Genomic DNA, 13359 nt, shown 5'->3' with positions numbered 1-13359 from the left:
ATCCGATGTTCGCATCGCCGTGGCAAGCCGCTGATCGCGGGAGGCGCCGAGCATGCCTTCGTCCTGGTTCGAACCGATCGATCTCTATTGTGAGCGAACGGATCCGAGCTTCTGGTCGGAACCGCTGAACGCGCTGTCCAATGCGGCGTTTCTCGTCGCTGCAGGAGCGGGGTTCGTGCTCTGGCGGCGCGCTGGCAGCAGGGATGCGGCAGGACTCTGGCTCGTCGCAGCCGTGGCGATCGTCGGGATCGGCAGCTTTCTCTTTCACACCTTTGCGAATCGCTGGTCGATGTTCGCCGATGTCATCCCGATCGCGGTGTTCGTCTACAGCTATGTGGTCCTCGCTCTGCGCCGTTATCTCGGCCTCGGGTGGCTTGCCATGCTCGTGGCGATCGGCGCCTTCGCGCTGCTCGATTCCTGCTTCGCGCCTCTCTGGGTCAAAATCTTTGGCGACGTCACCCTGAACGGCTCGATCCGTTATTTCCCGCCGGCCTTGGCGCTCAACGTCGTCGGTGCGCTCTGCGCAATGCGTAGGAATCCGACCGATCGATCACGAACGGCCGCGCGTGCACTGTTGGGCGCCATGGCGGTCTTTGCGGTATCGCTCACCTTTCGGTCAATCGATCAGGACATTTGCGGCAGCTTCCCGACCGGCAGCCACGTGCTCTGGCATCTGCTCAACGGATTCGTGCTCTTCCTGCTGATCGCAGCAGCCATTCGGGTCGGACCCTGGGACCGCCGCGCGGCGGCTGTCTGAGGTCGATCGACGCCCTCGCACCGAGCCGCTCATCGAGAGCAGGAAACCGCCGCGTCATTCGGGGCAGCAGATCGCACGCGAACCGGGATATGCTGCGCGCGTGACCGAATCGGCTTTGAACCTCGACCCCCGCCCGTTCCTTGGCGTCACCAGCTCCGCTCTCGGGCGGGTCTGGAGCGAACGCTGCGACCCGTCCCGCGCCGCCGTCGCGACCGCCATCGCGCAGACCCATGGTCTGCCGGACACGCTGGCGCGCATTCTGGCAGGGAGGGGGGTTACCCTCTCCGAGGTGCCCGGCTTTCTCGCGCCGCGGCTGCGTGATCTGCTGCCCGATCCCGATCGCCTGACGGACATGCGGGCTGCTGCCGAACGGCTGGCCGATGCCGTGCAGCGCCGGGAGCGCGTCGCAATCTTCGGGGATTACGACGTCGACGGCGCCTGCAGCGCAGCTCTTCTCGCCGGCTATCTCGCGGGCTTCGGCCTCGATCCGGTGATCCATATCCCGGACCGTATCACCGAAGGATACGGCCCGAACGTGGAGGCAATCCGACGTCTGCAGGAGGGCGGCGCCGAGCTGCTCGTGACCGTCGATTGCGGGACCGCGAGCCACGAGCCGCTCGAAGAGGCGCGGCGTCTCGGCCTTGATGCCGTCGTGTTCGACCACCACCAAGCGCCCGAGGATCTCCCGCACGCGCTGGCGCTCGTAAATCCCAACCGGCAGGACGATCTCTCCGGCCTCGGCCATCTCTGCGCGGCCGGAGTCGTTTTCATCGGCCTGGTCGCACTCAACCGTGCGCTGCGGGCGCGGGGCGTGTTCCAGGGCCGGCCCGAGCCCGATCTCCTGAGCGCGCTCGATCTCGTTGCGCTCGCGACCGTCGCCGATGTCGTGCCGCTCACCGGCCTCAACCGCGCTTTCGTGAGGCAGGGCCTCCAAGTGATGCGTTCGCGCCGGCGGATCGGCCTCGCAGCCCTGGCGGATTCGGCGGGCCTCTCCGATGCGCCCGAGTGCTGGCATCTTGGCTATCTCCTGGGCCCGCGCATCAACGCCGGAGGACGCATCGGCGATGCCGCCCTGGGCTCGCGGCTCATGCTGACAGAAGACTCGCAGGCGGCGGCAAGGATTGCCGGTGAGCTCGACCGGCTCAATCGTGAGCGGCAGATGATCGAACAGGAGGCCGTCGCCGAGGCCGAAGCTCAAGCCGTGCATCAACTCGATTCGGAGCCCGACGCGGCGCTTCTGATCACCTCGTCGGAAACTTGGCATCCCGGTGTCGTCGGCCTCGTCGCAGCTCGGCTGAAGGAACGCTTCCGCCGGCCCGCCTTCGCCTTCGCCTCGGGCCGGGAGGCCACCGTCACGGGGTCTGGACGTTCGGTGCCGGGCGTCGACCTCGGCCGTGCCGTGAGAGCGGCCGTCGAGGCCGGCGTCGCGATCAAGGGCGGCGGCCATGCCATGGCCGCGGGCGTGACGCTGGCGGCGGATGGTCTCGAGCGCTTCAAGGCCTTTGCGGGCGACGCCCTGGCCAGCGCCGTCGAGCAGGCCTGTGCGATCGACTGCCTGCTCGTGGATGCGACATTGACCGCCGGCGCGGCGCAGCCCGCCCTCGTCGCATCCCTCGAGAGTGCAGGGCCATTCGGCCAGGGCCAGCCCGAGCCGCTCTTCGTGCTGCCGCACCACCGGGTTCTCGACGCTCGCGAGGTCGGCTCCGGGGGCCACGTGAGAGTGCGGCTGAGGAGCGGCGATGGCGGGACCATCAATGCGATCGCCTTTCGGGCTGCCGGCCAGCCCCTCGGCCAGGCACTCCAGAACGCCGTCGGCAACGTGCTGCACGTGGCGGGAACGCTCTCGATCGACCGCTGGGGTGGAGGCGAGCGCGTGCAGATGAGAATCGTGGACGTCGCCGTTCCGGCCTGAGGACAAGGTGCAGGCTTTTGCTTGCCCCTCTCTTCAAACCCCTCTATACGTCCGCGCCATCGCAGGGCGACCCGCCCTTGCCGGCACCCTTCGTCTAGCGGTCTAGGACGTCGCCCTTTCACGGCGAAAACACGGGTTCGAGTCCCGTAGGGTGCGCCAAGACTTAGCGGATTTCCGGGTTTTCCTTGCCTACAGAACTTGCCTACAGGACTCCCTGAAGGCTACCGTCCAAGGCATGGAAACGACTACCCGCCGCACCCCTTCCAAGCCCGCCAGGTCTGCCCCAGACAACCGCTACCTCCAGCGTATCGGTAACCGCTGGTATGCCCGCATCCCGGTGCCGAACCAGCTCCGCAAGGAGATGGGTCCATACTACCGCAAGGCTCTCGACACCTCCGACGTGAACGAGGCCCGCCAACGCCGCTGGGATGTCCTTGAGGTGGCACGGGCGAGGTTCGCCAAGGCTGCTGGCAAGGAGGCTGTAGGCAAGGCTGATGCGGATCTGTCCTACGCTGCCTTCCGCGCCAAGCTGCGGGACGAGGTGGGTCCCGCGATCGTCATCAACGAGCTGACTGGGGAGGAGATGACCAACCCGGCTCTTGATGCCGTCATCGACCGGCTGGAGGAGCGTGAAGAGTCAGACCGCGGCGACATGGCGCAAGCTGTGCGGGATCATATCGCGGGACGGGAACAGGTCTCCGAGACCCTCAAGAGCTACCTGGAGGCCCGACCGAAGCGGAACCCGACTACCACCGCCAACTACGAAACGACCGTGAAGCTGTGGAAGGCCAAGCACGGAGACAAGCCCATCTATGGAGTCACCCGCAAGCAGGCCATCGAGTGGCTGGAGGAGGTCGGGAAGGGGAAGGCGCAGGACACCGTGAAGCGTTATTCCACGGTCATGGCGCATCTCTGGGCCTGGGCCCATCGCAAGGAGGAGGACCCACCTCGGAACCCCTTCGGAGATCTGTTGAAGGCTATTGGCACGAGGGGCAAGGCTACGCAGAGCTATGGGTTCTACGATGATGAGGAACTGACGCGAGCCTTCGCTGCTGTCGCTGACGACGATGAGCTACGGCCCGTCTTCCTGATCTCGCTGTATACGGGCTTCCGCCTTGAGGAGTGTCTGCGAGCCGAGCGGCAGAACCTGCACGGGGTGGAGTGCTTCGTTCTGAAGACCGGCAAGACCGACAACGCTGCGCGGGTGGTCCCCGTCCATCCACGGCTGAAAGATGTCGTTGCCCCGAAGGGTGCGAAGGCAAGCGCCCTCTCGGTGCGATACGGTCGCCACATGCGGAAGATCGGGATACCCGAGGGCAAGACCTTCCACTCCCTGCGGAAAGCCTTCACCACGGCTCTGGAGCGGGCTGACTGTCCCGAGGCCATCGCGGCGCGGATCGTCGGGCACGCACCCCTTGGGATGACATACAAGCTCTACTCGAATGGGCGGGAGGCAGCGGAACTCCGGGGTTGGGTGGAGAAGGTGAAGCTGCCTGTGTGAACGGCTGGATTAGGGCTGGGAATCGCCCGCACGACATCCCGCTGTCTTCTCGGTCTCGGCTGCGCACATGGCCTGTATCTCGTGGCGAATGATTTCGCGCACAGCGTATTCTGGGCTCTCTGGCACTGGGCCCCGCGCCGGAATACAAGCGACGGTCATCTTTGATTGCACGACCTTGGTAAGCTCGCCTCTCATCGTAGCGTCCAGATGCGTGATAGCTGAAGCGCAGTGCGCGGCGCTTTCGATCGGGATGACAGTCGGCGCTGCCAGACCAACAAACACGATGAGAGCCCAGTCCATGAGCGTCCCCTTCTGATCGATTACACGAGTGCTTCCATCGGCGAGACAGCACTAATAGCACGTTAGCAAACCCCGCGAGTCACCGGCCCAACAATCCGCTCACAGTTGGGCGTAGCACTCGATCTCGGTGAACTCCGCTGCATCCCAGTGTTGCCTGCGCTGCGGCCACGCGCATCAGCCCCATCGTGGTTATGACGGCAGGAGCAGCGCGACAACTTCACTCGGCTGGACTGGCTGCAACGGTTCTCGGTTATCAGATGAGAGGAGTGGGCAGATGAACTTACGAGTCCCTATAAAGGAGAGGTAGAACATTCCCTTGTGTAGGGTCGAGGGATGGAGTTCTTGTGATAACGGCCTCTATCCCAACCTTCTCAAGGAACACCTCACCCATCACTCTTCTCGTCGACTGCTCCGCAGAGGCAGGGATGATTACGGCATCGTGGACAGGAAGGGCTATGATGTCCTGGTCCCGAAGACGAAGGAGGACCTCCAACATCAACTGGCTCTCGCGGAACTGAAGGTGATGGCCGATCCCGGTCTCGAAGAAGTGAGCAACCGGTTGATGGAAGTCACGAAGCCTCTGGACGAGGACCTTGATGTTCTCCTTGGGGAGGAGGCTCTCGGTTCCCTGTGGCTTCCTCTCCAGAGGCTTCTCGGTGAACAGCAGTGCGTTGAACAGTTTCTTGAACCCGTCCCTGAACTGAGTTGGGTCTGCCGGGCCAGGAACTAAGTAGGCATCGGATGCTGGAGGCTTCTCGCTAACCATTCCGTAGAGCAGTCGAGGGGCCATCTGGCTGTAGTCCAACTCGACGACCTTCTCGCCTCCGATCTCCAGCTTCCGGAGTCGCTCGTGCTTGCCCATAGGCTGCCACCGACCTCCGAAGAGACGACCGCCCCTCTCGAAGGAGCCTTGGGTGAACACTCGGCGAAGGCGACGCTCCCTTTCGTCCAGTCCGCTGATCGTTAGGTTTCGGTCGTCGATGATGAAGATGTCGGCCTCATCGAGCCATGCGTTGATTTGTTTGAGTTGGGACCGCATCGCGTTGGTTTCTGCGGTGTCTTCGTATTCGATCCACGCGCCAGGGTCCCAGAAGTCCTCCTTGGTGGCCTTGAGGATGATGGTCTCCTCGTCCATCGACCATCCAATATCCGATAGTTCGAGATCCCTCTCGACGATCATGTTCTTGAGGCGAGGTCCCACATTGATGAGCGTCTGTTGGTTGCGATTGGCCAACGGGTTTCGATAGCCGAGCCTTTGCTTGACGAACGACATCTCGGGCGATGCCATGAGGTCGAGAGCTTCTGGAAACTTCTTGCCAAGAACCGGCGAGCGGTATCGTGACTTGACCCCTAACTCCCGGTTCGACCGTGAGACCGCGAGTCCTTCCTTGTGGTCCGACAAATGAGCATGAGCCAGGTTGCAGACGATGGCTGCAATGGTGGCCTCGAAGACCGCTTGGTCTTTCTGCTTCCGCTGCCGGTCTCGTGGCCTGCGATGTCGCTCGTAGCTCTCCACCTGCCGGGTCACATCAGCGACGAGGGTTCTCGCCTTGGGAGTTCGAGGGGCTCTCCAGGGGTCGAAGAACTGATCCTGTTCCAGCTTGATCGGCGCGTTGTCGTTAGGGGCGTCAGTCGGTTTGGTCTGCTGTGCTGCGGTCACTACGTGAGGTCCGATACGGCTTGATGGAAGGATGTGAGTTCTTTCTGACGGGCTTCTTGGTCGGCTCTCTCCAATGCGGCGAGCTTGATCCCAACGCCTCCGAGGACAGGCACGATCCAGTTCGCGAGGACTTGCACGACCCGAGGAGGCAACTCCCGATAGACCCGCTTCATCCTGTTGGTCTTGTGGTCGTACCACTCACCTACGTTTACGTCCGACAACCCCCGGACACGCCGGACGAGCTGAGTGGTGAACGCTTCGTCAGACCGAAACCGCCTCGGCTCCTGGTCGAGCATCACATACATGGCGAGGGCCATCACGATAACCGTGCGCGGCTCGACGGCTTCCCTGAGCTTCTTGATCTCATGTGCCGCCAGAACCTCCTGGCGAACCCCAGGACGCCCGTTGTGGTATGCGGAGAGGGTTGCCCCCGCTGCACTGGCCAACGCCAGCCACCGCTCTTCTAGCTGCGACCACACCGGGTTGGTAGCGTTCTTGACGATCCGCGCCTCGACGATCTTCACGTATGGCTCAAGGTGCGCCTTCGTGATGCCCTCTTGGAGGGGATCGCCGTGACGCCTCGTGATCGCTTTATGGGTGGTGCAGTAGGCCCCGAACTTCGTGGTTGTTTCGTTGCATCCTGGGACGCGGCAGGTTCTCAACTCAACGCTCCAGATTTGCGCCCGTCCTGGCACGGACAGACACGCAAACAAATGCGACGCGGGGCCGCGAAGGGGCTCGCGGAGCCGGAGCCGAGTCCTGCAGTGGTTCAATAGGTGCAGTCACTGCACCGATGATTAGCGGCCGGAGCGGATGTCTTGCAGTGATTGGATTGGTGCAGTCACTGCACCGATGGTTAGGTGAAGCCCTAATCCGCCTACCTCTGGGTCATCTGATCACCTCACCGGGCGGGCGAAGGACAATGCAGGTCGGGACGATAGGTGTCGTGCATGACACCTTGGGCGACTTCAAGCAGCCTTGAGAACCCGGTGCACTGACGCCTTGCCGATGCCGAGTTGGCGGGCGATGTTCGAGAGGCTTACGCCATCGGCAGCAAGAGCCTTGATCTCGTCCGTCTTCGCCCGTGCGGTGGGCTTCCGGCCCTTGTATTTTCCTTCGCCCTTCGCCTTGGCGATGCCCTCCCGCTGGCGCTCCAGCATCATCTCCCGTTCCCACTGCGCCACACTGCCGAGGACGTTGAGCATGAGCCTGCCGGTGGGCGTAGCGGTGTCGAGGTTCATGGCGAGGATCCGCAGGGACGCGCCCTTGCGCTCAACCATGGCGAGGGTGTCGAGGAGATCCCGCATGGACCGGGCCAGCCGATCCAGCTTGGTCACCACCAGCACGTCTCCTTCGCGGAGCCACTCCAGGGCAGCCGCAAGCTGCTCTCGAGGGGCGACGGAGGAGACCTGCTCGGCGAACAGCTTCTCGACCCCAGCCGCCTTGAGGTCTCGGGCCTGGGCCTCCAGTCCGGCCTCCTGTTCCACGGTAGACGTGCGGGCGTATCCAATGAGCATGGGCGAGGTCCTTCGTTCCAATGAAGTCATAGATGTTGTCTCCCGCAATGTTCCAGAAGTCAACAGCAATTCTTTTGGAACGGCTAGGCTGCTGGTCTGGAACGGTCCAGTAGGGCAAGCCTATGTGGAACAGGAGAGTCCGCTGCTCTGGCCCTGGTCCTGAATGGAGGCGCCCCGATCCTCCATCGTGTAGAATCAGGACCGGTGTTGGCTCCTCTGCAAGACCGTCCCGATGCCGGATAGCTCAAGCCCACGGATTTTTCTCTCCTACTCACGCAAGGACGGCGGAGCGTTCGCGGCGCGTCTCCGCCAGGACCTAGTGGCGCAAGGCTTCTCGCTCTGGCAGGACCTAGTCACCCTGCGCGGTGGTCGGGACTGGTGGAGCCAAATCGAGGACGCACTCAAGTCCAAGACGGTCGAGCACTTCGTGCTGGTGGTCACGCCGGCCGCTCTCGAGAGCAGCGTCGTGCGCCGGGAGATCCGTCTGGCACGGCAGGAGGGCAAGGAGGTGAGCCCCGTCAGAGGACCGGGGCTCGAGGACCTCAACACGCTCCCGCGTTGGCTTGGGCACCTCTACGACCTGAATATACCGGAGCAGAAAACGCGATTCGTACGTGTGCTCGAGGGGCCGAGCCAGCAGAAGCGTGTGCCGGCCATGGCGCCCGAGCCGCCCCCCGACTATGTGCAGCGCCCACGCGAGTTCGAGGCTCTCAAGCAGCAACTCCTCGACAGCAAGGGAGATGCAGTCGCGATCACGGCAGCCCTGAAGGGCGCAGGTGGCTACGGCAAGACCACACTGGCCAAGGCCCTGTCGCATGACCCCGACATCCAGGACGCCTACTTCGATGGAATCCTGTGGGTCGAGCTCGGCGGGAAGCCCGAGAACCTGCTTGCCATCATCTCCGACCTGATCGAGGTGCTCACAGGCGAGCGGCCGGGACTTCAGACCCTCAATGCGGCAAGCACCAAGCTCGGTCAGGCATTGGGTGATCGCCGCATCCTAATGATCGTGGATGACGCCTGGCGTGAGCAGGACCTACGGCCTTTCCTCCAAGGTGGACCCAATACAACCCGGCTTGTGACCACGCGCATCGACCGCGTGCTGCCGGGCAATGCAATCCGCCAACCAGTGGACGCCATGCGGGAGAAGGAGGCCCTCACACTCCTCGCGTCAAGTCTTCCGGAGACGGAAGTTGAGGCGGCACGCTATGCGCTGAACTGCCTCAGCACTCGTTTGGGCGAATGGGCACTGCTCCTGAAGATCGTCAATGGTTTCCTGCGGAACCGGGTTGGGCGTAATGAGCCGCTCAATCGGGCCGTCCAAGCAGCCAATAAGCGACTGGATGACAAGGGCTTGTTAGCGTTCGACCCAAGAAGCGAGCTGGACCGTCGCAATGCTGTAGCGCGGACGATCGGCATCAGCCTTGACCTGCTTACTCAAGAGCAACGAGATCACTTCAGCGAGCTTAGTATCTTTCCTGAAGACGCAGACATCCCGATCGGCATTATCGCACGGCTCTGGCAGAAGACGGGTGGACTCGATGAGTTTGAGACGGAGGAGCTGCTTATTGAGCTTTTTGGCCTTTCGCTGCTCCTGAATCTGGATCTCGCTCTCAGGACGCTGCGCTTACATGATGTCGTGCGTCACTTCCTGCGGGCTCAGGCCAATCAGGAAGGCCTCGCGGTGCAGCACAGACGGCTGCTCAGTGCCCTTAGTGACATTGGAAAGTCCGAAAGTGAGGACCCAGCCGATCGCCGCTACTACTACCAGTATCTTCCCAACCACTTGGCTGAGGCGGGAAACCGCGAGGCGCTAGATGCTCTCCTGCTTGATCCCACTTGGATGCGAGACAAACTTCTGGCGACCAGCAATCCACAATACCTCATCAGTGACTTCCGGCAGTATGCGCACGACCGTGCGCAAGAACTCACCGGCCGCACGCTTGACCTCATAGCTAACATTCTAGCGCAAGACCCCACTCAGCTTCCCGTGCAGTTCCTTGGGCGCCTCGCACCGGATGACGATTCAGCGCTGGCACCGATGCTCGCTGATTGCGAGCCCTTGATAAAGCGTCCGGCCTTGGTTCTGCGCCGGCCCACTCTAACACCGCCCGGCGCCGAGCTCCGCCGCTTCGAGGGTCATACGAATAGTGTGGATTTGGTGGTGCGGATTGACGAGCACCGGGTGCTGTCGGGATCGGGGGATAACACGCTGCGGCTGTGGGATCTCAACACCGGCGCCGAGCTCCGCCGCTTCGAGGGTCATACGGGTTGGGTGCGCATAATAGTGCAGATCGACGAGCACCGGGTGCTGTCGGGATCGGCGGACAACACGCTGCGGCTGTGGGACTTGGACTCTGGCACCGAGCTTCGCCTCTTCGAGGGTCATACGGATGATGTGACTGCGCTTCTGCGGATTGACGAGCACCGGGCGCTGTCGGGATCGGCGGACAAGACGCTGCGGTTGTGGGACTTGGACTCTGGCACCGAGCTCCGCCGCCTCGAGGGTCATACGAGTTTCGTGACTGCGCTTCTGCGGATCGACGAGCACCGGGTGCTGTCGGGATCGGGGGATGACTTGCTGCGGCCGGGATCAAGGGATTGCACGCTGCGGCTGTGGGACTTGGACTCTGGCACCGAGCTCCGCCGCCTCGAGGGCTATGTGGGTTGGGTGACTGCGCTGCTGCGGATTGACGAGCACCGGATGCTCTCGGTATCTCAAGACAACACGTTGCGGCTGTGGGATCTCAACACCGGCGCCGAGCTCCGTCGCTTCGAGGGTCATATGGGTTGGGTGCGCACAATAGTGCAGATCGACGAGCACCGAGTGCTGTCGTCGGGATCGGAGGACAAAACGCTGCGGCTGTGGGACCTCGACACCGGCGTGGAGCTGACGCGGTTTCATGGGGATGCAGAGTTCCTCGCTGTGGAGGTTCTTGATCCACAACACCTGCTCGCGTTCGATCGCGGCGGCCGTCTGCACGTCTTCAACATCAGGGGCTGAGGCGCGTCGGTCTCGACACTTCGAGGAGGCCGAAGGCTGATCCTTGCCCTTGTAAGTCCCTCCGGCGTCGTTTGGTGTGGCCGCTACTTGCCTAGCTTGATCGCCTCTCTGCGAGCCCGTGGCTCTCCCTGCGACTCATGGGATAGGCCCACATTGTGGCCTTGCTCCTGGACACTGTCCCCGTGGTGCACGGGCCATCCCGCCGCGCCTGCCTTGCTCTCGACCCACCCCCACCGGGGGTAATCTCGAAGTGCCGCGCTTTGATATGGGCTTTCAAAAGTTTGCACCAAAACATTGGGGAACCCCGCAGCGAACCCTTGTGTAGCGCCTGCTGTCCCTGCCTAGCGTGTTCGAGGGCAATAGGGGGCTACAGTGCTGGGTATTTACGAAGACACCTTCGGTTCCTCCGAGGGGCTCACGGGGGCTTACATTATCCTGGCGGTGGTCGCGTTTATGGTGCTTCGAGCAGCTCCGAGTTTCTTCCGGGAGGTGCGGAGCACCGGTATGCCTCTTGGGCTCCTCGCACATGCTGTAGGCTGCCTCGCGTTCTGGTGGTTCCTATTCCAAGCTGAGTTCCTCCTGGCGGTCCTGTCGGGGATCGGAGGGATGATCGTTGGGATGGTGCTTTCGCCTCCCGCTAATGAGACACCATCACCCGACAAGAACTCCGACCATCGCTAGCACGTTGGTCCAGTTGGATGTGTTGGTGAGGGGTAAACTGCTCTCGGCAACTGCACGGCTTCGGCACATGCCGCACGGCTTGGTGTTTGCCAGGTGTGTCGACCCGTAGCCTTGGGTAGTTTCCACAGGTTTCCGGCTTGACTACAGGGGTTGCCTACAGATCCCATCTAAGTCGTTGAGAACAATAGGGTTGTGGTGGTTGCGTCGCCCTTTCACGGCGAAAACACGGGTTCGAGTCCCGTAGGGTGCGCCAGCAAGCTGATAAACCGCTGCTGCGCCTTGAACTCCTTCTCTTCAGCGACGTTTTCGCGATCAGGTGCACAAAGCGATGGCTCGCATGACATACCTGCATCCTCACCCGAAAAACGGCGGTTACTGGTTCAAGCGCGGGATCCCGCTACGGCTCCGGACGCTCATAGGGCGTGGAACTACTTGGTACGAGAACCTGCATACGAAGGACGAAAGCATTGCCCGCTTGCGCGCCATTGAGGTGGCGGGCCGGGTAGAGGCTATCTTCCAACAAGCTGAACAGCGTCGTGCGGATCAAGGGCCGCAGGTGCTCACCGTGGCCACTTTGCAAGCGCTGGTGGCGGGGTGGCGAGACCGCGAACTTTATGAACGGGCGCAGCGGGTGCTTGACAACCCCAATGGGTCCATGACGGCCTTCGAGGCGGAATGCCGGTTGGCTGCCGGTGACGACGAGGAAGCCCATATCGAGGCCGTGTGGGACATCGTGAACCGGATCACCACCAAGGCCGGAGTTCTCCTCACCGCCAAGGAACCAGCCTACAACGTCCTTTCACAAATGGTGGCTGACACATGGCCCGAAATTCTACGGAGAGAGCGAGAGTGGCGGGAATTTGATTACTCGGATCTCCCCGCCAATGCGCCGGAGCCAATGACGGTGAGCACCGTCATCCCAAAGCCGAAACTATCGAAGCTCGGCGCAACCAAGCTCATGACGGTCCACGCGCTTTATGCGAGACAGGCAGGACTCTCTCCATCCGGCCTTCGGGCTCAAGCAACGACATTTCGCCTTTTGCGAGAGGTGGTTGGTGGTGATGTGGCAATCGGCACCCTGAGCAAAGACGACATAGTAACCTTCAAGTCACTAATCTCTCAGATGCCAAAGGTACTGTCTGCATCTGACCGGAAGCTTCCGCTTCCAGATCTAATCAAGGCTTTCGAAGGTAAGCAGGTGGAGAGAGTTTCGCTCACCACACTGGCAAAGCACATGCAGTTGCTCCACGCCTTCACCCGGTGGGCGCATGCACACAACTACACAACGGAGAACATCGCGGCGGGACTTATCCCACCGAAGTCCAAGATTAAGGCAGCCTCGCAGAAGCGGCTCTCCTACAGCCCAACTGATATCCATACGCTGTTCACATCGCCGATCTTCACAGGTTGCGCGAGCGCGGCGCGGACACGTCAGCCGGGCAATTTTCTGGTTCGCGATGAGCGCTACTGGCTACCGATCCTCGCCCTCCACCAAGGATGCCGCCTTGAGGAGTTGGGCCAGTTGAAGCGCAGTGACGTGCGAGAGGAGAACGGCATCTGGTATCTGGACGTTACCACCATCAGTGAGGAGGGCGAAGGTCACCAAAAGCGCCTGAAAACCGATAGCTCACATCGCATGGTCCCGCTCCACCCTACTGTGATCGCGCTCGGGTTTCTTGACTATGTGCGTCGGCACTCGGGGCAGATCTTCCCCAATCTGAAACCCAATAGGGAAGGGCGGCTAACCCAAGCGTATTCGAAGAAGTTTGCTCGGTATTGTGATGCTATCGGGATGAAGGACAAGCGCAAAGTCTTCCATTCTTTCCGGCATACTTTCAAGGACACCTGCCGCAAAGCCAAACTCGGCGAGGAAATTCATGATGCGCTCACTGGGCATGCGAAGGACAGTGAGGGGCGGAACTATGGGAGCTTCGGCATCGACCTAGAGAACCGAGCCGACGCAATGAACAGGCTCCAGTTCGCTGGTTTTCCTTTGCCACGGATCCTCGTATCCGGCTGAGTGGCTG

General features: G+C 61.9%; 9 protein-coding genes and 1 tRNA gene. 7 read left to right on the top strand and 3 right to left on the bottom strand.

Annotated features, from left to right (window positions below):
- The first annotated feature begins 52 nt into the window (after positions 1-52).
- From BN1233_RS11635 to BN1233_RS11620, 4 genes are all read left to right on the top strand, one after another.
- Complete coding sequence (locus BN1233_RS11635) at positions 53-757, top strand: ceramidase domain-containing protein (RefSeq protein ID WP_046863671.1); 705 nt, start codon at positions 53-55, stop codon at positions 755-757.
- 100 nt (positions 758-857) lie between these two features.
- Complete coding sequence (gene recJ, locus BN1233_RS11630) at positions 858-2669, top strand: single-stranded-DNA-specific exonuclease RecJ (RefSeq protein ID WP_046863670.1); 1812 nt, start codon at positions 858-860, stop codon at positions 2667-2669.
- 83 nt (positions 2670-2752) lie between these two features.
- Positions 2753-2828, top strand: a tRNA-Glu gene (locus BN1233_RS11625).
- Positions 2829-2904: 76 nt separating this feature from the next.
- On the top strand, positions 2905-4170 hold the full coding sequence (locus tag BN1233_RS11620) for a DUF6538 domain-containing protein (protein WP_046863669.1): 1266 nt from the start codon (positions 2905-2907) through the stop codon (positions 4168-4170).
- Positions 4171-4750: 580 nt separating this feature from the next.
- Here the strand turns inward: BN1233_RS11620 and BN1233_RS11610 are convergent.
- From BN1233_RS11610 to BN1233_RS11600, 3 genes are all read right to left on the bottom strand, one after another.
- The gene (locus BN1233_RS11610; protein ID WP_048707819.1) at positions 4751-6130 is read right to left on the bottom strand and encodes a hypothetical protein; all 1380 of its coding nucleotides are present in this window, start codon (positions 6128-6130) and stop codon (positions 4751-4753) included.
- Positions 6130-6792: a hypothetical protein gene (locus BN1233_RS11605; RefSeq protein WP_046863667.1), complete on the bottom strand. Its 663-nt coding sequence runs from the start codon at positions 6790-6792 to the stop codon at positions 6130-6132. Before BN1233_RS11605 ends, BN1233_RS11610 begins: the two co-directional genes overlap by 1 nt.
- Before the next feature lie 306 nt (positions 6793-7098).
- Entirely contained in the window at positions 7099-7647 is a 549-nt protein-coding gene (locus BN1233_RS11600) for a recombinase family protein (RefSeq protein WP_046863666.1), read from the bottom strand.
- 232 nt (positions 7648-7879) lie between these two features.
- On the opposite strand from BN1233_RS11600, the gene BN1233_RS11595 reads away from it, so the two are divergent.
- From BN1233_RS11595 to BN1233_RS11585, 3 genes are all read left to right on the top strand, one after another.
- Positions 7880-10651: a TIR domain-containing protein gene (locus tag BN1233_RS11595; RefSeq protein WP_046863665.1), complete on the top strand. Its 2772-nt coding sequence runs from the start codon at positions 7880-7882 to the stop codon at positions 10649-10651.
- A 372-nt stretch (positions 10652-11023) separates the two neighbouring features.
- Positions 11024-11332 (top strand): hypothetical protein, encoded by a 309-nt coding sequence (locus tag BN1233_RS11590; RefSeq protein ID WP_046863664.1) that lies wholly within the window; start codon positions 11024-11026, stop codon positions 11330-11332.
- Positions 11333-11669: 337 nt separating this feature from the next.
- On the top strand, positions 11670-13352 hold the full coding sequence (locus BN1233_RS11585; RefSeq protein WP_046863663.1) for a site-specific integrase: 1683 nt from the start codon (positions 11670-11672) through the stop codon (positions 13350-13352).
- Positions 13353-13359 lie beyond the last annotated feature (7 nt).

The organism is Microvirga massiliensis (genome assembly GCF_001006805.1).
In the GTDB taxonomy this organism is placed as follows: domain Bacteria; phylum Pseudomonadota; class Alphaproteobacteria; order Rhizobiales; family Beijerinckiaceae; genus Microvirga; species Microvirga massiliensis.
This window is presented reverse-complemented; position numbering and strand designations above follow the sequence as displayed.

What these genes read in the sequence shown, in the direction of transcription:
- BN1233_RS11595 (WP_046863665.1), top strand. Translation starts at nt 7,880, where the DNA reads ATGCCGGATAGCTCAAGCCCACGGATTTTTCTCTCCTACTCACGCAAG.
- BN1233_RS11620 (WP_046863669.1), top strand. Translation starts at nt 2,905, where the DNA reads ATGGAAACGACTACCCGCCGCACCCCTTCCAAGCCCGCCAGGTCTGCC.
- BN1233_RS11600 (WP_046863666.1), bottom strand. Translation starts at nt 7,647, where the DNA reads ATGCTCATTGGATACGCCCGCACGTCTACCGTGGAACAGGAGGCCGGA.
- BN1233_RS11585 (WP_046863663.1), top strand. Translation starts at nt 11,670, where the DNA reads ATGACATACCTGCATCCTCACCCGAAAAACGGCGGTTACTGGTTCAAG.
- BN1233_RS11635 (WP_046863671.1), top strand. Translation starts at nt 53, where the DNA reads ATGCCTTCGTCCTGGTTCGAACCGATCGATCTCTATTGTGAGCGAACG.